The organism is Binatus sp. (SeqCode) (genome assembly GCF_049584895.1).
Classification (GTDB): Bacteria; Desulfobacterota; Binatia; order Binatales; family Binataceae; genus Binatus.
In genome coordinates this window covers 1-20,829 of record NZ_JBAUYR010000136.1, presented here as the reverse complement: position 1 = coordinate 20,829, position 20,829 = coordinate 1, and the positions used below count along the sequence as shown (strand labels likewise).

Here is a 20,829-nt window from a genome sequence, read left to right as displayed (position 1 = left end):
CAGCGACTATCCACAGTTTTGGCTCTCCGTTACTTTACTGGGAACCTTTTTCGTGGCAGTGTCGCGCGAACGCGTTTTCATAACGCGTGGGGGAGAGACACTCTAGCAACGGAATGCTGCTGCAACTCACGGCGTCTGCGTACTTCGACTACCTGCAACAGTTTGCGTCGCTCGCTCGCGACCCTATCGGCTATGGCGTCGGAGTTCCCCGCGGCGACGGCCGTCCCGTCCTGCTGATTCCGGGATTTACTGCGGGCGATTGGTCGCTCGGCACGTTGGCGCGATGGCTGGGGCGGATCGGATACAAGCCGTACCTGTCGGGAATCGATCTCAATGTCGGATGTCCGCGGCGCAAGGTGGAACTGGTTGGATGGCGCGTCGAAAAGATCGCACGCGAGACCGGACAGCGCGTAACGATCATCGGGCACAGCCTGGGCGGCGTCCTCGGACGTGCAATCGCGGCGGCAAATCCCGCGATCGTGCGTGAAGTGGTGGCGCTGGGTTCGCCGATTCGCAACGGGTGGACCGGAGTGCACGATCAGATGCGTCCGACGCTGCAGGCGATTCAATCGTTCTGGCAGACATTCTCAAGCGCCCGTGAAAATTGCGGCACGATGGAATGCTCCTGCGGTATCGCCGAGGCAGTGTTCGCGCCGACTCCGCCGCGCAGTCGCTTCAGCGCGATCTACACGCGCCGCGACGAGGTCGTGCAGTGGCAATCGTGCATCGACGATGAGGGCACCAACTACGAAGTGTCGGGACTGCACGTGGGCCTGATCGTTAATCGCGAAGTCTATCGGCTGCTGGCAGCGATCCTGGCAGATGCCGCGTTCGAGAATACCGCAGCTTGAACCTTTCCCGCCTCTAGTTAGTATTCATCGTAACGAAGATTCCGGCCAGGAGGAGATACCGACGTGGCAGCAGTTCGCGATTTCGCCCCGACCAGAGACGGGCTTAAGCTCCGCTACGAAATTCGAGGACAGGGAGAACCGGTCGCGCTGATCATGGGATTTAGCGGACCGGGCCGGGGGTGGGGCGAGGCATTCCTCAAGCAGATGGAAGCGCGGTTCAAGATTTTTGTTATTGACAATCGCGGCACCGGCGAAAGCGATAAGCCTGACATTGAGTTCACGCTCGGCGATCTGGCGGCGGATATCGCGGCCGTGCTCGACCATGCGAAGACGCCGCGCGCGCATATTTTCGGAATTTCGATGGGTGGGATGATCGCGCAGGAATTCGTGCTCGCGTATCCCGAGCACACGCGCGGGCTGGTGCTTGGATGCACCAACTGCGGCGCGAGTCATTCGGTTGCGGCCGATCCGGCGGCGATAGCCAACCTGATACCGTCGCCCGGGATGGATCCGATCGAGCAGGCGCGGCGCGCATTTTCGGTCGCATGCGGAAAGGCGTTTCTCAATTCGGAAGCGGGGCAGGCTGTTCTCACCCAGGCGATTGCCCAGATGGGTAATTACCCGGTGACGCCGATGCATACGTTCATGCGGCAGGGTCAGGCGATTGGTGGCTTCGACAGCTTCGCGCGGCTTGGACAAATCAACTCGCCCACACTTATTATTCACGGCGATGACGATTCGATCGTGCCGTATCCGAACGCGGACGTTCTGCAGGGTGCAATAGCGGGATCGAAAAAGCATACGTTGAAGGCCGCGGGTCACATGTTTTTCTGGGAAGTGCCGGAAGAAGCGGTGCGCGTGGCTGGCGATTTTTTAGCTGCGGTCAAGTAACCGCCGGAGTTTCAAATATGGCGAACTACGAAACCGTCATTTACGAAAAGGTCGAGGACAAAATCTACCGGCTGACGCTAAACCGGCCGGAGAAGCTCAACGCGCTGTCGCAGAAGCTGCTGCATGAACTCGACTCGGTAATGGATGAGTACGAGTCGAACGCCGAGGCGAGCGTGCTGATAATCCGCGGCGCGGGGCGCGCGTTCTCGGCGGGCTACGACTTGCAGGGCACGCAACATCCGGGGTCGACCTTCACCGTCACCAACGACCGGATGGGGCTGCAGAAGACGATCGAGCGATGGCAGCGGCTGTGGGCGATTAACAAACCGACGATCGCGCAGGTGCACGGTTACTGCCTCGCGGGCGGCACCGAGTTTGTCGGCCATTGCGATATCGTGTTCGCCAGCGAGGATGCGCAGTTCGGGCATCCGGCGGGCCGTTCGCTTGGTATACTGCCCACGATGTCGATGTGGCCGGTGCTGATGGGTCCGCGCAAAACCAAAGAATATTTTTTCACCGGCGATTATATGTCGGCGAAAGAAGCGCTCGAATGGCATCTGATAAATCGCGTCTTCCCGAAAGACAAGCTCGAGGAAGAGACGATGAACTATGCGCGCCGGGTCGCGATGGTGCCGGCGGAGCTGCTGATGCTGCACAAGGCGGCGGTGAATCGTTACCTGGATATCATCGGGATTCGCGCGGCCGAGCAGTCGTCGGCCGATATCGACGTGATCGCGCATCAGACGGACACGGTGAAGAACTGGATGAAAGCGAGCCGCGAGAAAGGCCTCAAGGGCGCACTCACAGAGCGCGACCGCCCGTTCGCAAAGAAGGCTTAGGAACGGAACTGAAGAAGGAACAAGGCAAGAGCTTGAGGGCGAGCCGGAAAATGCTAATATTTCGCGACAAATAAACAAGCAGTGATCAGATACCTCTTGATCGCATTTTCCGCTTTGAGGTGGATCCAATAGATCTGATGAAGATGTACATGTCGCGCCGTCTTCTCCCTATAGTCATAGGTCTTGCAATCGGCATCATAACTCTCAGCGGGCCGGTGCTGGTAACAGGATGTAACCAACGAGCAGCATCCACTTCCACCGGAATGGCGGTTTCATTCGACGGATCAGGACAGGTCTCGATACCTAACATAACTACGGCGCAGGCCAATGTAACTCTCGAGTCCTGGGTTAAACTTCCCGCCAATCCAAAGGGCTGCTTTGTCAAGATTGGAGACGCTAACACTGGATACGGAATCGGCGTAGGGGCCAGTCACACCAGTTTTGATACCAACTATCCGGGCAATGCGCTCATTGGTCTTTACGAAAACACTGCGTGGATGTATCCGACAGGCGATCCTAAACTTAGCCCGGGCGCCTGGCATCATATTGCGTTCGTAATCGGTGCGGCAGGAACGGCTCCGAAGTTCTACATCGATGGTGCTCCGCAGGTCGCGACGGCACCGAACACGCCTCACGCGCCATCCGGTGGCGGGGCTATCGGCAACGATCTAGGCGGTGACAGGGCGACTAACGCCACGCTCGCGAAGGTGGCAGTCTATAACTCGGCTCTCAGTCCTGAGAGGATAACTGCGCATGCTACTGCAACTTCCGACGCCTCCTACGACACGGCCGTGCTGGCGGACGCGCCGGTGGCCTTCTACGAGCTGAATGAAGAGAACGGCCCGATTGCTACCGATAGCAGTGGGAACTCGAACACTGGCACCTATTCTGGTGGAGTTAAGTTCTTACAACCCGGGCCCTTCGCGAGTAGCCAGCAGCCTGCAAGCGCTGCAAGTCCGCAACAGCCTGAAAGTACCTCCCAGCATTAAGAGCTACAGGGCGAGCTTGCTAGCCTCGATTGCGCATTCGCGGAGTCGCGGGTGATGTCGATGGCGGCTTCAATAAGCACCAATGACGGGCGGTTTCAGCCGATCGACCGGCGCGAGGCCGCGTGCCTGGCTATCGGCTCTCTCGCATTTGCGGTGATGTTCTCGTACCCGATGCTGTGCGACGTCGCCTATCTGGGACCAGGGATTTCCGGATGGATAGGGAGTGGGCCGGTGTTCAGTCATCTCGGGCGCTTTCCTGCCAATGGCGACTGGGATCTGTTCACGCAACTTCGATGGGTTCCGTACTTCACGATCGCTCATTTCCATCAACTGCCTTTCTGGAATCCATATAAGTGCGGCGGGATGGGAATGCTAAGCAATCCTGAGTCATCGGTGGTCACCCCTTCTTTGATACCATACATCCTATTTGGTCCTTACGCAGGCTTGTATATCGAGATTATCGGTCACCTCGCGATCGGATTCGCAGGTGGCTATGTACTGGCGCGCGTGATGGGATTGGGTAGGGTTGCCGCAATCGTCGGTGCTGTGGTCTTTCCTTCCAGCTCGTGGATCTACCTTCATCTTGCCGTAGGTCATCTGAATTTCCTTCCCGCGTTCTACTTTCCATGGGTCGCTGCTCTGCTGCTGATTTCGATTCGCCGCCGGGAATTTCTTCCCGCCGCAATAGGAGGCGCTATCTGCGCGCTCACGCTGACCGAGGGGAACTACACGTTCCTGTATACGGCGATCATTATCGGATCGGCGGCGCTTATGATCGCGATTGTTAACCGAAGCTTATGGCCGCTAGTTTATGGACTGGCCATCGGAATATTTGGCCTCGCATTCGGCGGATTGAAACTGATTCCGATGGCGCAGCAACTCACGGTCTATCCGAAGCATACCTTCGGACTCGAAATGATCACTGCACGAATGATTTCGTACTTTCTTTTTTCACGCAATCAAGACCTTTACCGGGTCACCGGCGCGGAATTTCTGTTCTCCGAGTATGGAGCGTACGTTTCGATCGTCTTCGCCGTGCTGGCGGTCATCGGTCTTGTCAGCCGGCCCGTGAAAGCACTGCCGTGGCTTCTGTCCGCCGCGATATTCATTTCCTTCGCTCGTGGATTTACCGGCGAACATTCTCCAGTCCTGATGCTCCGCTACTTACCGATGGGCGAAAACGCTGGGATCACAGGACGTTATCTCATTCCATTTGTGTTCAGCGTTGGAGTCGTTGCGGCTATCGGCACCGATTTCCTGTGTTCGAAGTTCGGAACGATGGGGCGTCGGATCTCGATCGTATTAATCGCTGTCGGCATCGTGGATAGCTGGGTAGTCGGTGCTCCGAACCTCCGATACCTGTTTCACAATGACACCGCGCAGATCGCGCCGTCGCCTGAGTTTCGCCAGTACTGGGTGGCGAGTCCCGGCAACATGACCGAGATTGCGCAAGCCAACATGGGATCGGTGAATTGCCAGGGATACGGATATTGCGACGTCCCGGAAGGCCCACTGGGATACAATCAGGCCGGCTATCGAGGCGAGTACTATCTGCTCGGCGCGGGGACAGTCAGCCAGACGCTGTGGACGCCGAATCGCCTTGGGTACGAGGTGAACGTTCCGTCGGCGACTTCATTGATTGTGAACCAGAATAGCTATCCCGGATGGCGATTGAGCCGCGGTAGCGGTGAACTCCGTGCCGAGAGGGGCTTGATCGCAATCAAACTTCCGCCGGGTCGCCAGAAAATCGAAGTAGTGTACGCGCCCCAGCACATCCTGTTAACATTCGCACCCACAATTGTCGCGGCTGCGGCGTTGATCCTGATTTGGCGGATGGAAGCGCAAAACTAGGCGACCGCGGCGACGGTCGCCAATGGATCGCGGTCTGGATCGGCCTTGCGATCGTCACCCTTTTGGCGATCCATCGGCTGCGCGATTTTCCATACCATCTAAGTTGGAGCGCCGCCTATGCCGGCATCCGTACGGTCCTGCCCACCACTGCGTGGAATGCTCTCAAAGTCTGGATTTTCTGGGCCTGGAGCGCCGCACTACTGGCTGGAATCGCACTCAAGCTCGACCACGAACTGGTGCTTTCCGACGCGCTGCTGGCCGGAGCGGGCGGTCTTTGGGTCTTCGCCTACCTGCTTGGCAACCTGGTTGGTCCGATCGGCTTGTACAACACGCCGACGGTGTGGGGATTGCTTGCACTCGGCAGTGTCTACCTGTGGCGGAGTCCGCCGACAATAAAGCTTGAAGCGTGGACCTCGGGTCAGAAGTTGGCCGCACTCGCGACGGCATTACTCGCGATATCCTATTTGCCGCTGCAACTTGGCTCGCCGGTACCGCCGTTCATGGATGTGCTTTCGTATCCGTCATCGGCACAGCGCATCCTGACGTTTCACGTCTACCTGCCGTTCAACAATGATCCATACGGATGCTGGGGACCGTACGCGCAGACCCCTGCACTCGAACTTTTTTATGCGCTGCTCGCGCTGGGAAGTCACGCCCGCTTCGCAACCCTGGCCGAGACCGCCGCGATGGTTCCGATGAGCGCGCTGTTGTTCTTCGCTACCTACCGGCTCGGCAAGACGATGTTCAATGACACCGCCGGGGGAATCGCCGCGCTGTTTATTTTTGCGACCTGCATCCTGCGGCGCGCACAGGGGATGCGCGGGACGGCGGTCGATTTTGCGCTGCTCGGATTGGGGCTCGCGTTCTTTCTCGATCCGGGACGGCGACGCATCCTGATGGCTCTAGGAGCGGCGATGTTGGGGACTGCGGTTGCCGCGCATGCGATCGATGGCGGATTCGCGATGATTGTCGCGTCGGCCGCGCTGCTCTTCTGGATTGCGGAAGGTGACTTCCGTCGTGTACAGGCCGGAGTGCTGAGCCTGGCGGGTGCGACCATGCTCGCGCTTCCCGAATTTGCGATCGGGCTCGCGCGGACGCTGCGCTACCCAATCCTGCCGTTATGCTTGCTGGCGGGGGTAGTTTTGATCGTCGTCGGCGTCAACCGGCTCCGCGACGATTCGATTACTCGTGACCATGCTCGGCTGCGCTGGCTCAACGTGGCGCTGATCGCCGCGTTCGTGTTGGCGGTGCTGTATCGGCATGCGGTCGAGCCGTATTCGCTATACGCTCAGATCGCCGGGAACCTTCCGATTCTCACGCTGTTCTGCTTCATCGGGCTGGTCGGCGCTGCTGGAACCATCTACGGCGAAGGAGCCTCTGCGATGCCCTATGCGGCGATAGTGGTGGTTGCGCTGTCGTTGGGAATCGTCGGCGAATACCTGGATGCGATCCTGCGTCCGATCTCGCAAAGCGCGGCGACCGGCATGATGGTCTCCGATTTACGGATCAAGCTCTGGGACTATTGGGTCCCGTATTTCCTGACCTTGCCCGCGGGGTTTCTTTTCTCGGTTGCCTACGACCGTTGGTCAAAGCCGGCGACTTTTTTCGCGTTGCTTACTATCCTGATTTATCCGTGGAACCAGATTAAAGATCCGGTAGATTATGATTCCGTCGAGCATTCGATAACTGAGCAATGGGGCTTCAATCTGCAGACCGCTGCGGACGGCTATTGGTCTGGTCATTCCGATCGGCGTTGGACATTCGGCAACGAAGAGATGCCGCTCATCGACCGATTGGAGCAGGAGATCCGCGACGGCTACGTTACGACCGCCACGCACGTATTGCATATCTGCACTGACATCTCGTCGTGGTCGCTGGTTCAGTTCCCAGTGTTAACCGGCATCAACGACGATCCGCTCGAATACAACCACGATCCCAACAATCTATGGGAGGGCGGAAGCCGCGTGCGCGGTCTTCCTGATCTTCCTGCCAAGCTCGCAGAGCGACCGCCTTACATTCTCGAGCAGGTGCCGCCGCGTGCTCCACTCGGCAACCCGCCGGCCGGCTACGACTTGATCCTCGACAGCGGGTACCTTCAGCTCTATCGCCGTCACGATCTAACACCGACGCCCCTACATTCTCACTTCATCTACAATAACCTGATAGCTATCGCCTCGATCATCGGAATCCTTATTCTAATTGTGCATCAAAATCCCACCTTGCTTTCGACGCGTAAGTTGCACACATGAGGCCGTTGGCTAGCGCGAGCGGATCTCAACCAGGCGGGCTTTTACAAGAAAATTGAACGGAAAAGACGAGCTAGTATTTGCGACCACCGTCTTGTTCAGTGCGAGATCGATCAACGTTTGCGCGCTATCACATACATAATGTCGTAGAAGTTAAGGTAAAGCGGGAGACCGCCGACACCCAGCCGATTCAAGACGTCGAGAGCGCGCGTGTCGCCGTGCTTTTGTACGAATACTCCGTAGACCATGCTCCGCAAGCTGCGGTAGTAGCCGCAGTGCCGGGCATAGACGGTGTCGAAGCCAAACCGGTCGAGCATCGTGGTTATGCTGGCTATGGAAAAATAGTGTGCATGCGAGGGCGGATGCATCAGGCGCCACTTGGTGCGCCTGACTCGTGCGTTGAGACTGCCGAAGTCTCCGGTCGTGATGGCTATCAGCGCGCCGGTCTTCATATGATCGGCTAGCTTGGCAATATATTGATCAGGATGCGCTAGATGTTCGATCGTATCCCACATGCAAGTAAGGTCGAACTCGGAGCTGCCCAGGTCGTACCGCAGAAAGTCTGCGCAGGTGGCGTCGAGACCCAGGTTATTTTTCGCATAACTCGCTGCGGCCGCGGATACGTCGACTCCTTGTACTGAGGTGAAAGAGTCTTTTGCAGCTTCGAGAAAGAATCCGTAGGCGCATCCTACCTCGAACAGACGCCGGTGACGACTGGGGTCCATGAACTTTTTCAGCACGCGCAAGCGCGAACGGAAATTGCGCTGGGCCACGTCCTTGTCGGCAAGATAGTCATGATACTCCTCGCCCGCGAAGTAGCTCTCGGTGTAGATAGCTGCGAGGTCCTCTTCCGTGGCGCCTGGCGGAGCGAAGGCATGACCGCAATGGCGGCAGCGCAGCAGTCCACCGAACATGCTTTCTTTGGATGTGGAATCGCAGGCGGCGCAGGACGCTAACGAGACATTCACGATAGCTCTTGCTCTGTTATGAAGCGCGGCCGCTGCTTCACTTCTGAATAAATCTTACCAATATATTCCGCCACCAGACCTAGGGTCATAATTTGAATGCCGCCTAACACATAGATCGGAAGGACGGTGGACGCCCAGCCTGGGACGACGTCGCCACGAATCGCGCTGAAGATGATGAACACGGCGACGGCTAATGCGCCCAGCGTGATCAATACGCCGCCTATCGCGATGATCCGAAGCGGGACTACGGAAAATGAAGTGACGCCGTCGAGGGCGAGGGCGATCATTTTTCGCCACGAATAGTGGGTGGTGCCGGCGGCGCGGTCGTGCACGTCGAAGTAGACTACTTCGGATCTGAAGCCCATGTTCGCGAAGATGCCGCGCAGGAAGACGTTGACCTCTTTGTAGTCCGCGAGAGTGTCCAGAACTCGCGCCGAGACTAGCCGGTAGTCCGGATGGCCCTTGACGACCTTGGCGCCCATCGACGTCATCAGCCAATAAAAAAGCGACGAGCCGACTTTTTTCGAGAGTGGCACGTTGCCCGCGTCTCGCCTGACGCCATAAACGATGTCCGCGCCATCGCGGTACTTGCCCAGGAAGTCGTATATGGCCTGTTCGTCGTGCTGCAAGTCGGCGTCCATCGAGATGACGCAGTCGGCGCGGTGCCGGACGGTCAACAGGCCGGCCAGGACCGCATTCTGATGGCCGAAGTTCCTCGCGAGCTTCAGGCCTTTGACTTCGGGATTGGACTGGTTGAGATCGAGCAGGAGGCCCCAGGTTTTATCTGCGCTGCCATCGTCGACAAAAAACAGGAAGCTGTCGTGCGCGACCTGTCCCCTCTCGCGCAAGTCGCGCAATACTGCCGCCAGCCGGCGGACGGTCTCGCCTATCACCAGCTCTTCATTGAAGCATGGGACAACGATTGCGAGACGCGGCCGGGTTCGCGCGAGATCTGGCGCGCTGGGTTCGTGGTAATTGGGCTCTTGCTTGGTCAGCGGCAAAGCGGTCGATTCCTGTTTCATCGGGGATTATAGCGTCCGCCCGATTTGATCCCTATTCTGTATCCGAAATCGCGACAGATGGCATCACGGGGGTTTAGCGGCTCGGACGGCGGCGGCACTTTGGTGCGGGACATTGTGCTCGCGCTGGTCGTCGGATTTTTGACGGGCGCGCTGGCAGTACCGGTCGTGATCAATCTCGGGATTGCGATCAGGGTTCCGCTGTTCCTGCTGCCTTTCATCGGCGCGGTGCTGTTCGCGGGTGCGCTGCTGGCATCATGCCTGGTTGCTCTGCGAGTTCCCTCATTTTTCGAATTTACGAAATTTGCGGTGGTGGGAGTTCTTAATTCGGGAGTCGATTTTGGAATACTGAATGCGCTGATGCTGATAACCGGCCATGCATCCGGCAGCGCATTTCTCGTGTTCAAATCGATCTCGGTGACGCTCGGCGTGATCAACAGCTACATCTGGAACAAATACTGGACCTTCTCGGCGGCGAAATCTTCGGACGCGCGGCGAGAGCTGGTTTCGTTCATGGTGGTGACGCTGATCGCGGTCGGCGTCAACGTTGCGGGCGCCGACGTGATCGTGAACGTAATCGGCGCGCCGAGCGGAATCAGCTCTAAGCTATGGGCAAACATTGGCGCGATTTCGGGCGCCGGGTTGACGCTGTTCACGAATTTTTTCGGATACAAGTTTTTCGTTTTCAGAAAACCTGCGGTCGTTGCGTTGGAATCGTGAATTCACAGTTTTGCTTCCAGACGCGTAAATTTAACACCTGACTAGTCAACAACCTCTTACGCTGCCACACTGAATCCGGCAAGCTGGACATCGTGGCGACGACCTCGCGACCGATGGTTTTTCAATGCATGGGATAACAGACCCCGCGCGTATCGCAGACCTGCTCGCGACGTGGGGTTATCTCGGCATCTTCGTCGCCGTATTCGTCGGCAATCTCGGAATCCCGGTGCCCGAAGAAACCGTGATGCTCGCGGCGGGATTCTTCGCGGGGCAAACGCTGCTCGATCTGCGACTCGTGTATGTCGTCGTGATCATCAGCGCGGTCATTGGCGACTGTTGCGGCTATGTTATCGGGCGCACCGGCGGGCAGCGCGTGCTGATATGGCTGGCGTCGACGTTTCCCTTCATGCGCACGCGTTACGAACGCCTGCAGCTTTTTTTTCAGACCCATGGCAGCAAGGCAGTGTTCATGGCGCGATTCATCACGGGCGTGCGATTCATGGCGGGTCCGATGGCGGGCGCGTGTGGGATGCCGTTTTTTCAGTTCCTCGGATGGAACGTGCTCGGCGCAATTGTGTGGTGCTCGCTGGTCGTGACCGTGGGCTACCTGGTTGGCGATGAATTGTATCCGGCGCTCGCGATGGCGCATCAGGTTTCGCGATGGATCGGCGTGGCTGGATTCGTCCTGCTGCTCGTGATCCTCGTATTTTGGTGGAGAGATCGGCATCCTGCGGTGTCGCGGCCTCAACCGTAGTCGCGCTCGCGGCTGCGTCGCCATCGTGGCGCTAGGGCTCGCGCTGAGCGGATGCAAGCCGGGCGCGCGCATCGATCTACATTATCTTCCGGACTTTGTGGCGGGGTCGCAGAATGTTTTTCGTCCCGTCAAAATTGCGGTGCCTCCAACCGCCGGCAGCGTCGATTCCAGCAACTACCAAGTCGGTGCGATTTACGCTGCTGACGGCGCGGTGCAGACTCCGCTCGTGGTTGCCGATGCGCCCCGGACCTTCAACAATGCGTTGCTGAAGGGACTCGCGGACGCAGGGCTGGTGCCGGTTGCGCTCGACTCGAAGCCGGACGACGGCAAGCCGCCCGAGGGATCGGATTTCATCCTCACGTCGGACCTCGAGCAGATCCAGGTGAACAAGCGGTTCGAAGCGACGCAGACGATACACGGCCAATACTTCACGATGAGAGCGGTGGTGCGGGTGAAATTCGAGCTCAGTGATCGCGATGGGGCAGTGGTTTATTCGGGCGAGACCACCGGCCTCGAAAATGAGCCGCCAAGTCCAGTCGGCGCTGAAGTCTTTCTGCCGCTCGAGACGGAACCCGCCGAGTCTCTGTCGGTCGCACTTTCGCGCAGCATCGGTTTGCTGGTGTTGGAGCCAAAATTTCGCGACGTTCTGCCGAGACGCGCCGCCGAACCAACTCCCGCATCGACGTCTACCCCCGAATCTCAATCTCATTAAATGTCTGCTGGGTAGCCACGATTGGCAGTAACTGTGGCAGCTTATGTATTGCTGCCAAGGTCGCTCGGCGCGATAATTCGTCGCATGAAGATCATGCGTACATCATCGGCCTCGCGCACGCGGCGAATCGTGATGGTCGCGTTTCCTGATGCGCAAATCATCGATATCACCGGGCCGCTCGAAGTGTTCGGACGCGCCGCGCGGTGGATGAGCGAGGAACGCGGCTGGAGGATTCCCGCCTACACCGTCGAAATAGTGGCGGCCAAAGCGGGCGCGTTTGCGACTTCGTCCGGAATTCGGCTGATTGCGGATCACTCGATAGCTGAGGTGCGCGGCGCGATCGACACGCTGCTGGTCGCCGGCGGTCGCGGAACTACTGCTGCGCTTCGTGATCGCGCACTGATCGACTGGCTTCGCGCGAGTATCCATCGCACGCGCCGGCTCTGCTCCGTATGCACCGGAGCATTCCTGCTTGCTGAGGCTGGTCTGCTCGATGGATTGTCGGCGACGACTCATTGGCGGCAATGCGAGCAGCTTGCGACTCGATATCCCGTGGTGTTGGTCGAGACTGATCCGATCTTCGTGCGCGCCGGCAAAATATTTACCTCGGCCGGCGTGACCGCGGGGATCGATTTGGCGCTGGCTCTGCTCGAGGAAGATCACGGTCGTGAGGTTGCGCTCGCGGTGGCGCGCGAACTCGTGATGTTCCTGCGCCGCCCCGGCGGACAGTCACAGTTTTCTGTCCAGTTGAGCGCGCAGGTTGCGGATCGCGAGCCGCTACGCGACTTGCAGCGATGGATTGCCGACCATTTGGGTGCTGATCTCTCTGTCGAAGCTCTCGCGCGGCGCGCTGCGATGAGTCCGCGCAACTTCGCCCGCGTGTTTGCGCGCGAAGTCGGAATGACGCCGGGAGAATTCGTCGAGAACTTACGCGTCGAAGCGGCGCGGCGCCGGCTGGAAGAGTCCGCCGAAGGCGTCGATTCTATCGCGTCGGCATGTGGCTTCGGCACACGCGAATCGATGCGCCGCGCATTCCTTCGCACGCTGCACGTGCCGCCGAGCGCATACCGCAGCCGCTTTCATCAAAAATTGAGCGCCTGACAAAAAAGGAGAAGGTCATGCGAATTGCCTTCCTGATTTTCGACGACCTGACCACCCTCGATGCGATTGGACCGTTCGACGTGCTCTGCCGAATTCCAGGTGCCGAAGTGATGTTCGTTGGCGAGACCGCCGGCATCAAGCGCGCCGATCCGAAATCGCTCGGCATCGTCGCCGACTACTCGATCGCCGACGTAGCCAGCGCCGACATTTTGCTGGTGCCGGGCGGACGCGGCGAGGCACAGGTTCGCGAGAAGCCGCACATGCTCGAGTGGGTGCGGAAAATCGACGCGACTACTCAGTGGACCACGTCGGTTTGCACGGGATCATTGGTGCTCGGCGCGGCTGGGTTGCTGAAGGGACGGCCCGCGACGACGCATTGGGCGCGACTCGAGAAGTTGCGCGAGTTCGGCGCCGAGCCGCGATCTCAACGCATCGTTGAGGACGGCAAGATTATCACCGCAGCCGGAGTATCCGCCGGCATCGACATGGCGCTGCATCTGGCGCGCCGCGTCGCGGGCGACACTATCGCGCACGCGATCCAGGTGGGCATCGAATACGATCCGCAGCCGCCATTCGACGGAAACGCGGGCCGTGCGCCTGCACCGGTCATGGACTTCCTGCGGCCTCGGTATCAGAGACCCGTTGCGTCGAATTGAGCGTTCGAATTCCAACTGGCGGTTGGACTATAGGTAGGCGCAACGCTGCTGGAGGCCGCCGCCGATGACAGATGAGTTCAGCAATCGTATCGACGTACATTTTCATTATCTGAGCCCCGAGTATCGCGAGAAAATGATCGATGCCGCTGGCGGCTATCCGGATGGGTTCGCGGCGCCGCAATGGAGCGTCGAGGCAACCCTCGCGATGATGGACCGAATGGGAATCGCGACCGGGATGCTGTCCGTCTCTTCTCCGGGAGTGAATTTTGGCAACGATGCGAAGGCTCGTCTGCTGGCTCGATCGGTCAACGAGTTCGCGGCGCGCACGATGGGAGACCATCGCGGTCGCTTCGGCGGCTTCGCGAGCCTGCCGCTTCCCGACGTTGACGGCGCTCTGCTCGAGATTGCCTACGCTCTCGATACGCTCAAGCTCGACGGCGTGGTCATGCTGACCAACTTCAACGGCGTGTACCTCGGCGACCAGAGGCTCGACCCGGTGTTCGACGAGCTCAACCGCCGCGGCGCGGTGGTCTTCATCCATCCGACGTCGCCGATATGCTGGCAGCAGAGCGCGCTCGGATATCCGCGTCCGATGATCGAGTTCACCTTCGACAGCACGCGCGCAGTGGTGAACCTGATCTTCAGTGGGACGACCGCGCGTTGTCCGAAAGTCCGTTTTATCGTACCGCACGCTGGTGGCACGCTGCCGTTCCTGGCGCGGCGCATCGGGATGTTCGGCAGGGGCGTAGCCGGCGGTACGCCAGTCGCCGCGGAAGAGCATCTTCGAAAGCTGTACTACGATCTGGCGGGATCGCCGGGCTCCAATGCGATCGGGCCGCTTCTCGAAATGACGGAACGCTCTCATATTTTGTATGGCAGCGACTACGTACACACGCCGGAAACGATAGTGTCGGCGCATCTGGCGGAATTGTTGAGCAGCAAGTTGTTGTCGCCGGAAGATTTCCGCGCGATCGGAAGGGGCAACGCGCTCGCGCTGTTCCCAAGGCTCGGTTAGATCAGGAACCTAACCCCTAACCCCTAACCCCTTCCCTCGAGGGAAGGGGGACCAAAGGGTGAAGAGGGAGCTACTTCCTTATGAAGGAGAAGTGCTCCTCCATCCTGGCGTTCACCTCGTTCAGGTGATTGCAGTACTGGGAGAAGCCGCCGTTGTAGTTGCCGTCCTGACGCCGCTGGAACTCACCTTCGAAGTTGTAATAACCGGGGGTGCATTCCTGATTGCGATTGGTCTTGCCGCGATGCCTGATAACTTCCTGCACCCACCATTCCTCGGCGTTCGGCTTTGCGTCGATCGCCTGAATGCCGTGGCGGCGCGCGTACTCGATGCACGCGGCGATGTGATCGCCCTGCGCCTGCAGCATGTCGGTCAGGTTGAATTGGAACGACGCCTGGTAGCCGCCCATGATGAACAGATTCGGATAGCCCTGCGAATGGATTCCTAGCAGGGTGCGGATACCGTCGCGATACTTATCGTTGAGCTCGAGGCCGTTCTCGCCTTTGATCTGGTTGTAGATGCCGGTCTTCTGTACTTCGAAGCCGGTGGCATATATCAGCACGTCGAGCTCGTACTGCTTGCCCTCGAACACCGGACCTTTCTCGTTGATCTCGGTGATACCCTTGCCGTGAGTATCGACCAGGTGAACGTTAGGCCGATTGAAGGTCGGCAGGTAATCGTTGTGAAAGCATGGGCGCTTGCATAGGAGCATGTACCACGGCTTGAGCGCGTCGGCGGTCGCCTTGTCCTTGACGATAGAATCGATGCGCTGATGAATCTTCATCATCGCTTCGATATTCGCATTCTCCTGCCGCCGAACTTTCTCCTCGGGTGACATCGCGGCATACTTCGCCGTTTGATCAGGCGTCATGAAGGGCTGCATCTTGGCGCGTTCGCGGCGCTTCGCCTGCCATCCGGGTTTAAGTCTGCGCGCCCAGTTGGGATCGGTCGGCCAATCGTCGCGAACGTCAATCGACGACGGCGTGCGCTGGAAGACGTATAGCTCCTTCGCCGCCGCGCCCAGCCCGGGAATCGCCTGAACTGCTGTCGCGCCGGTTCCGATGATACCTACGATCTTACCGTCGAGGCCCGAGAGATCGGCCTTGGTATAGTCATAGTCCCATCGCGAAGTATGAAAGGAATGTCCTTTGAACGTTTCGAGACCTTTGATCTTCGCCAGCTTCGGCTTGGATAGAGTGCCGTTGGCGCAGATGACGAATCGCGCCTTCATATGATCGCCCCGGTCGGTCATGAGATTCCACATCTGCTCGACGGGATCCCACTCAGTCGATGTAACCGTGGTGTGGAAGGTTGCCAGCTCGTACAGGTTGTACTTTCTAGCGATCGCCTGGCAGTGCGCGAAGATTTCGGGGCCCTTCGCGTAGTGGTCCTTGGGCACGTAGTCCAACTCGTCGAGCAGGGGCAGGTAGTCGTACGCGACCACGTCGCACGCGACCCCGGGGTATCGATTCCAGTACCAGGTGCCGCCGACATCCGCGCCACGCTCGACGATTCGAATGCTCTCGACGCCACGCTCGCGCAGCCGCGCCGAGGTCAACAGCGCGGAGAAGCCTCCGCCGATAAACAGGACTTCGACGGTATCGTTGATTGGCTCGCGCGGCTTGACCTCGCCGGCGTACGGGTCAACTTCGTACCTTGCCAGTTCGCCCGAAAGGTCGGACGTGTATTGCGCGGTGCCTTCGGGCCGGTAGCTCAGCCTGAGGTCGCGTTCCTCGGCAAACTTCCGCTTGACGCTATCGTAGAACTCTTGCGGCCGCGTGGGCTTCGCGACCATTCCAATGGGCTTTTCCTGCGTCTCCGACATGTCGATTTTCTCCGCCAGGGGTGATCCCTGCACCCAGTATTAAGAATTCGCGCTACAACGGGAAGCGCTCGCCGACCATCTCCTCACTCTTGCGCCATAAGTCATTGGCGTGCGCCAGGTTGAGAGCGTAAGAGCGGACGCCGACGCGCGAGTTCGTGTCGTCATTCACTTCGCATACGTGGCAATCTTCGCAGTAGTGGCCGCCGACCGCATCGGCCGGCCCAACGAACCCAGCCCATACCGAAGTCGCCGAGCCTTGCGGCACACTCTTGAAACGGAAAGCAGGCGCCTGACCGGGTTTTGCACCGCGGTTGATGCGGGCCATCATTTGCTCGACGAGTTCCGGCGTCATATGGCGCCCGAGCTCGGTCTGGATTCCACCAGGATGGATCGAGGTCGCGCGCACGCCGCGTCCCTTGAGACGGCTGTCGAGAGCCACCGCGTACAGAATATTTGCGGTCTTCGAGCGGCCGTAGCCGGTAAAGGGTTGATAAGGGGTTCGCTCGAAATTCGGATCGTCGATGTCGACGTCGCTAATCTGGTGACCGGCCGAAGAGAGCGTGACGATTCGAGATCCCGCGTGAAGCAGCGGCACCAGCTTGTTGACGAACACGAAGTGCCCGAGGTGGTTGGTCCCGAATTGCGTTTCGAAGGCGTCCGCGGTCTTGCCTTGCGGACAGGCCATCACGCCGGCATTCGCGATGATCGCGTCGAAGGGTTTGCCGCGCTTCAATAGATCCTCGGCCGCCTTGCGCACGCTGGCGAGCGACGCGAGATCCATTTCGATCAACTCCACCGACGGGTTGCCCGCTTCAGCCAAGGCACGCCGCGCTTTCGACAGGTCTCGCGCCGTGCCGACGACGGTGCCGCCGTGCGCGACGATCGAGCGAGCGGTCTCGACGCCCAGCCCGGCCGAGACTCCAGTTACCAGCACTCGCTTGCCCGAAAGATCGACGCCCTCGAGGACCTCATCGGCCGTCGATTCTGCTCCAAAAGTCTTTGCCATTTTGCTTCTCCTAGACTCCGAACGTTTAGCAGTTTCAGCACGGCGCTCCCAAACGGATTTAACTCCGGGTCAGTTAGCGCTCGCAGCGTAGAGATGCGACCAAGCAAACCTTTGACGCCGGCGCGGCGGGCGTGGGATTCTCGCAGGGAGAAGCGAATCTCTCTTAGCAATCGAGGAGCGACCACGATATGTACACCGAGTTGAGCTACGACGTTGACGGACATGTTGGCGTGATCACTCTGCGCCGGCCCGAGGCGCGCAACGCTCTCACCTTCACGACCTACCGCGAACTCGAAGATGCGGTACGCAACGCGGCCGTGCGATGCCTGATCATCACGGGTGCCGATCCGGCATTCTGCTCGGGCGACGACGTAAAGCAGATCATGGCCGGCGGCGAGGGCGCGCGTCCTGCCGTCACCAATCTCGCACCACGGCTGACGCCGGCGGCCGACGCGCTGCTGCATACCGACATTCCGATCATTGCGGCAGTGAATGGCGCCGCTATCGGATGGGGGATGGAGCTGTCGCTGATGGCAGATATTCGAGTGGCGTCGGAGAAGGCGCGCTTCGGTGAACTATTCATCAAGCGCGGACTATGCTGCGACGTACCGGGAATCGGCCGGCTCGCACAACTGGTGGGGCGCGAGACTGCGGCGGAGCTGCTGTTCACCGGCGACATCATCGACGCCAATCGAGCGTTGCAAATTCGGCTCGTCTCCCGCGTGGTGCCGCATGAACAGTTGATGCCGGCCGCGACCGAGCTCGCGCGCAAGATCGCATCGAATCCGCCGCTTGCAATCAGAAAATTGAAGAATGGACTGCGCCGCGCACTCGATCCGGATTGGAAGGAACTTGGAAGCTGGGTCAGTATCAGTCTGGCGGAACTGTTCAAGACCGAAGACCATCGCGAAGGAGTTCGATCGTTCCTGGAGAAGCGCGAACCGCACTTCGCCGGCAAGTGAGCGCGCGATCAGGTCTCTCTACTGCAAGACGAAACCTTCGTAGCCCTTCGCTGCTACTTCCGCGCACTTGGCCCGGTAGGCGGGAGCGGGGTTTGCGTAAAGAAGAAACGCGCGTGCCTTGCCTTCAATGTTTCCCCCGACAAACCATCCGTTGGCACTGCTCAGGAGAGTGCGACTGCCGACCTCGTTGGTGTGCGCCACCCATTCATCTTCGGCCTGAGGGGTGGCAACGATGCGTGAATAGCCGTTTTCGCGAACATAGCGGATACAGTCCGCGATCCACTCGACGATCGTCTCAGCGCAAACGGTGTAGTTGCAGAACGCGGTATTGGTGGCGATAAAAAGGTTCGGGAACCCGGCCGTCACGAGTTGCAGGTACGTGCGCATCCCGTTGGCCCATTTGTCCTTGAGACTCTGACCGCCCTCGCCGCGAAAATCGATCCGCGTCATCGATCCGGTTATCGCATCGAAGCCGGTGGCGTAGATGATGACATCGAACTCGTATTCACGGTCGCTGGTCTTGATGCCCTTGGGCGTGATGCGCTCGATTGGGGTCTCCTTGATATCGACCAGCTGAACATTGTCGCGGTTGTAGGCCTCGTAGTATTCGGTCTCCAAAGGCACGCGCTTGGAGCCGAACGGATGGTCCTTGGGCACCAACTTTTCTGCTACCGCCGGATCCTTCACGCGCGCGCGGATCTTCTCGCGCACAAACTCAGCGAAGTCCTCGTTGGCGACGCGGTCGGTCATGATGTCCCTGAAGTTGCCCAGCCATTTGCTGAACCCAGGCAGCGACCACAATTGCTCGTACACCGCGCGCCGTTCCTCGCGCGGGAGATCCAGGGCCGCGCGCCGGTCGAAGTCATGGAGGAATCCGCCGGTAGTTTCTTTGCACCTTTTGTGAATCTCCGGGTAGGTAGCCTTGAACCGCCGTTGAGTCTCGTCGCTCACCAACGAGTTTCGCAGCGGTGCGGTGTAATTCGCGGTGCGTTGGAAGACCGTGAGATGGCCGACTTCTTTGGCGATAATTGGGATCATCTGGACGGCAGTGGCGCCGGTGCCGATGACCGCGACGCGCTTGCCGGTGAGATCGACCTTCTCCTTCGGCCATCGGGATGTGTGGAATGACTCACCCTTGAAGCTGTCGACACCCTCGAACGGCGGAATATTGCGCGCGGACAAAATTCCGACTGCGGCTACGACAAACTGCGCGCGCATCCGTTGTCCGCTCTCCAACCGGACTTCCCATCGGTTTGCGCGCACGTCGAAGACCGCTGAAGTGACCCGGGAATTGAATTGGATGTCGCGACGCAGATCGAACTTGTCCGCTACATAGTTCAAATACCGCTCGTTCTCCGGCTGGCCGGAATAATGTTCCTTCCAGTCCCACTCCTGAAGGAGCTCCTTTGAGAACGAATAGCCGTAGCTTTCGCTCTCTGAATCGAAGCGGCATCCCGGATAGCGGTTCCAGTACCAGGTGCCTCCCACGCCGCCGCCGTCCTCGAGGCATCGCACCGAGAGCCCGAGCTCGCGCAAGCGGTAGAGTTGATACAGTCCCGACACCCCCACGCCGATCACGATTGCGTCAAAGTTTTCGACGCGCCCTGATTGAGCATCCGAGGCCTTCTGAAATGAATCCGTCATACTGATCTTCCTGGTCGTACTCGGCGATGGAACCCATATATCACCGCAGGAAAGAGCTCTCCAAGCGCCGCGCTCGGTTTTGATCAGGCTTGCCCTCGATGGTGAGGAGGTGCGATACATCCGATTAGAAAAACTGAGGCAGACTGGCAGCCTTCACTAATCAGGAGGGACTTCCAATGGACATGCGTGTGATTTCCGCCGACTCCCACATGATGGAGCCCGCCGATCTCTGGGAGACGCGGCTCGACCAAAAATTTCGCGACCGATCGCCCAAAGTGATCAAGAGCGAGAGCGGTAAGGGCTATCTCTTTATCGCACCCGGGGTGCGGCCGTTCCCGGTCGCGGGCGGCTTCGGCATCGGCAAGAGCGGCGAAGAACTGAAGGAGCATCTGAAGAAGGGCTATGAGGCGGCGCGGCCGAGCGGCTGGGATCCGGCCGAGCGAATCAAGGATCAGGATATCGACGGGGTGCAGGCCGAGGTGATCTACACCACGCTCGGGATGCCGCTGTTCGGGCTCGACGACGACGAACTGCGCCGTGCGTGTTTCGCCGTGTACAACGATTGGGTCGGGCAATTCCGATCATATAGCCCCAAGCGGCTACATCCGGTCGCGCTAATCTCGCTTGACGACATCCCGCTGGCAGTCGCGGAGCTCGAGCGATGCGCAAAGCTGGGACTCAAAGGCGCGATGATCTGGGGAGTGCCGCCGGAGGACAAGCCTTACTACAGCGAGCTCTACGATCCGTTCTGGGCGGCGGCGCAGGAAATGAAGATGCCGCTGT

Annotated in this window: 19 protein-coding genes; 14 read left to right on the top strand and 5 right to left on the bottom strand. The window is 59.2% G+C overall.

Going from position 1 to position 20,829, the window contains the following annotated elements; translation table 11 throughout:
- Positions 1–113: 113 nt before the first annotated feature.
- The 6 genes from WB650_RS22440 to WB650_RS22415 all read left to right on the top strand — a co-directional run bounded on the left by WB650_RS22440 (position 114) and on the right by WB650_RS22415 (position 7,670).
- On the top strand, positions 114–851 hold the full coding sequence (locus WB650_RS22440; RefSeq protein WP_422303996.1) for an esterase/lipase family protein: 738 nt from the start codon (positions 114–116) through the stop codon (positions 849–851).
- A 63-nt stretch (positions 852–914) separates the two neighbouring features.
- Positions 915–1,742 carry an alpha/beta fold hydrolase gene (locus WB650_RS22435; protein ID WP_422303997.1) on the top strand — a complete coding sequence of 276 codons (828 nt, stop codon included), beginning with the start codon at positions 915–917 and terminating at the stop codon, positions 1,740–1,742.
- Between the two features lie 17 nt (positions 1,743–1,759).
- Positions 1,760–2,581: an enoyl-CoA hydratase-related protein gene (locus WB650_RS22430; protein WP_422303998.1), complete on the top strand. Its 822-nt coding sequence runs from the start codon at positions 1,760–1,762 to the stop codon at positions 2,579–2,581.
- Between the two features lie 119 nt (positions 2,582–2,700).
- Positions 2,701–3,570, top strand: coding sequence for a LamG domain-containing protein (locus WB650_RS22425; protein WP_423962114.1), 870 nt, complete (start codon positions 2,701–2,703; stop codon positions 3,568–3,570).
- A 60-nt stretch (positions 3,571–3,630) separates the two neighbouring features.
- The gene (locus WB650_RS22420) at positions 3,631–5,421 is read left to right on the top strand and encodes a hypothetical protein (RefSeq protein ID WP_422304000.1); all 1,791 of its coding nucleotides are present in this window, start codon (positions 3,631–3,633) and stop codon (positions 5,419–5,421) included.
- Entirely contained in the window at positions 5,397–7,670 is a 2,274-nt protein-coding gene (locus WB650_RS22415) for a hypothetical protein (protein ID WP_422304001.1), read from the top strand. Before WB650_RS22420 ends, WB650_RS22415 begins: the two co-directional genes overlap by 25 nt.
- A 110-nt stretch (positions 7,671–7,780) precedes the next feature.
- Here the strand turns inward: WB650_RS22415 and WB650_RS22410 are convergent, their stop codons facing one another.
- Positions 7,781–8,581, bottom strand: coding sequence for a class I SAM-dependent methyltransferase (locus tag WB650_RS22410; RefSeq protein WP_423962111.1), 801 nt, complete (start codon positions 8,579–8,581; stop codon positions 7,781–7,783).
- A gap of 50 nt (positions 8,582–8,631) precedes the next feature.
- Positions 8,632–9,657, bottom strand: coding sequence for a glycosyltransferase family 2 protein (locus WB650_RS22405; RefSeq protein WP_422304231.1), 1,026 nt, complete (start codon positions 9,655–9,657; stop codon positions 8,632–8,634).
- 57 nt (positions 9,658–9,714) lie between these two features.
- Between WB650_RS22405 and WB650_RS22400 the strand changes: the two genes are divergently transcribed.
- The 6 genes from WB650_RS22400 (at position 9,715) to WB650_RS22375 (ending at position 14,612) form a co-directional block, all read left to right on the top strand.
- Positions 9,715–10,374, top strand: a complete 660-nt coding sequence (locus WB650_RS22400) for a GtrA family protein (protein ID WP_422304230.1) — start codon at positions 9,715–9,717, stop codon at positions 10,372–10,374.
- 124 nt (positions 10,375–10,498) lie between these two features.
- Complete coding sequence (locus WB650_RS22395) at positions 10,499–11,128, top strand: DedA family protein (protein WP_422304229.1); 630 nt, start codon at positions 10,499–10,501, stop codon at positions 11,126–11,128.
- A gap of 25 nt (positions 11,129–11,153) precedes the next feature.
- The gene (locus WB650_RS22390; RefSeq protein WP_422304228.1) at positions 11,154–11,840 is read left to right on the top strand and encodes a hypothetical protein; all 687 of its coding nucleotides are present in this window, start codon (positions 11,154–11,156) and stop codon (positions 11,838–11,840) included.
- A 93-nt stretch (positions 11,841–11,933) separates the two neighbouring features.
- On the top strand, positions 11,934–12,941 hold the full coding sequence (locus tag WB650_RS22385) for a GlxA family transcriptional regulator (protein ID WP_422304232.1): 1,008 nt from the start codon (positions 11,934–11,936) through the stop codon (positions 12,939–12,941).
- Positions 12,942–12,958: 17 nt separating this feature from the next.
- Positions 12,959–13,597 carry a DJ-1/PfpI family protein gene (locus WB650_RS22380; RefSeq protein ID WP_422304227.1) on the top strand — a complete coding sequence of 213 codons (639 nt, stop codon included), beginning with the start codon at positions 12,959–12,961 and terminating at the stop codon, positions 13,595–13,597.
- A 64-nt stretch (positions 13,598–13,661) separates the two neighbouring features.
- A complete protein-coding gene (locus WB650_RS22375) occupies positions 13,662–14,612 on the top strand; it encodes an amidohydrolase family protein (RefSeq protein WP_422304226.1) in 951 nt (316 codons plus the stop codon).
- A gap of 70 nt (positions 14,613–14,682) precedes the next feature.
- Here WB650_RS22375 and WB650_RS22370 read toward each other — a convergent pair whose 3' ends face one another.
- Both WB650_RS22370 and WB650_RS22365 read right to left on the bottom strand, forming a co-directional pair.
- Complete coding sequence (locus WB650_RS22370; protein ID WP_423962107.1) at positions 14,683–16,467, bottom strand: flavin-containing monooxygenase; 1,785 nt, start codon at positions 16,465–16,467, stop codon at positions 14,683–14,685.
- 19 nt (positions 16,468–16,486) lie between these two features.
- On the bottom strand, positions 16,487–17,440 hold the full coding sequence (locus WB650_RS22365) for an SDR family NAD(P)-dependent oxidoreductase (protein ID WP_422300608.1): 954 nt from the start codon (positions 17,438–17,440) through the stop codon (positions 16,487–16,489).
- A 188-nt stretch (positions 17,441–17,628) separates the two neighbouring features.
- On the opposite strand from WB650_RS22365, the gene WB650_RS22360 reads away from it, so the two are divergent.
- Positions 17,629–18,402, top strand: a complete 774-nt coding sequence (locus WB650_RS22360; protein ID WP_423962105.1) for an enoyl-CoA hydratase/isomerase family protein — start codon at positions 17,629–17,631, stop codon at positions 18,400–18,402.
- An 18-nt stretch (positions 18,403–18,420) separates the two neighbouring features.
- On the opposite strand, the gene WB650_RS22355 is transcribed toward WB650_RS22360, so the two are convergent.
- The gene (locus WB650_RS22355) at positions 18,421–20,046 is read right to left on the bottom strand and encodes a flavin-containing monooxygenase (RefSeq protein ID WP_423962104.1); all 1,626 of its coding nucleotides are present in this window, start codon (positions 20,044–20,046) and stop codon (positions 18,421–18,423) included.
- Between the two features lie 176 nt (positions 20,047–20,222).
- On the opposite strand from WB650_RS22355, the gene WB650_RS22350 reads away from it, so the two are divergent.
- The coding region (locus WB650_RS22350; RefSeq protein ID WP_423962102.1) for an amidohydrolase family protein at positions 20,223–20,829 on the top strand (607 nt) is incomplete at its 3' end.

Excerpts from the sequence above, each read along its gene's own strand:
- WB650_RS22440 (WP_422303996.1), top strand. The coding sequence starts at position 114 with ATGCTGCTGCAACTCACGGCGTCTGCGTACTTCGACTACCTGCAACAG.
- WB650_RS22430 (WP_422303998.1), top strand. The coding sequence starts at position 1,760 with ATGGCGAACTACGAAACCGTCATTTACGAAAAGGTCGAGGACAAAATC.
- WB650_RS22420 (WP_422304000.1), top strand. The coding sequence starts at position 3,631 with ATGGCGGCTTCAATAAGCACCAATGACGGGCGGTTTCAGCCGATCGAC.
- WB650_RS22410 (WP_423962111.1), bottom strand. The coding sequence starts at position 8,581 with ATGTTCGGTGGACTGCTGCGCTGCCGCCATTGCGGTCATGCCTTCGCT.
- WB650_RS22405 (WP_422304231.1), bottom strand. The coding sequence starts at position 9,657 with ATGAAACAGGAATCGACCGCTTTGCCGCTGACCAAGCAAGAGCCCAAT.
- WB650_RS22400 (WP_422304230.1), top strand. The coding sequence starts at position 9,715 with ATGGCATCACGGGGGTTTAGCGGCTCGGACGGCGGCGGCACTTTGGTG.
- WB650_RS22395 (WP_422304229.1), top strand. The coding sequence starts at position 10,499 with ATGCATGGGATAACAGACCCCGCGCGTATCGCAGACCTGCTCGCGACG.
- WB650_RS22385 (WP_422304232.1), top strand. The coding sequence starts at position 11,934 with ATGCGTACATCATCGGCCTCGCGCACGCGGCGAATCGTGATGGTCGCG.
- WB650_RS22380 (WP_422304227.1), top strand. The coding sequence starts at position 12,959 with ATGCGAATTGCCTTCCTGATTTTCGACGACCTGACCACCCTCGATGCG.
- WB650_RS22375 (WP_422304226.1), top strand. The coding sequence starts at position 13,662 with ATGACAGATGAGTTCAGCAATCGTATCGACGTACATTTTCATTATCTG.
- WB650_RS22365 (WP_422300608.1), bottom strand. The coding sequence starts at position 17,440 with ATGGCAAAGACTTTTGGAGCAGAATCGACGGCCGATGAGGTCCTCGAG.
- WB650_RS22360 (WP_423962105.1), top strand. The coding sequence starts at position 17,629 with ATGTACACCGAGTTGAGCTACGACGTTGACGGACATGTTGGCGTGATC.
- WB650_RS22355 (WP_423962104.1), bottom strand. The coding sequence starts at position 20,046 with ATGACGGATTCATTTCAGAAGGCCTCGGATGCTCAATCAGGGCGCGTC.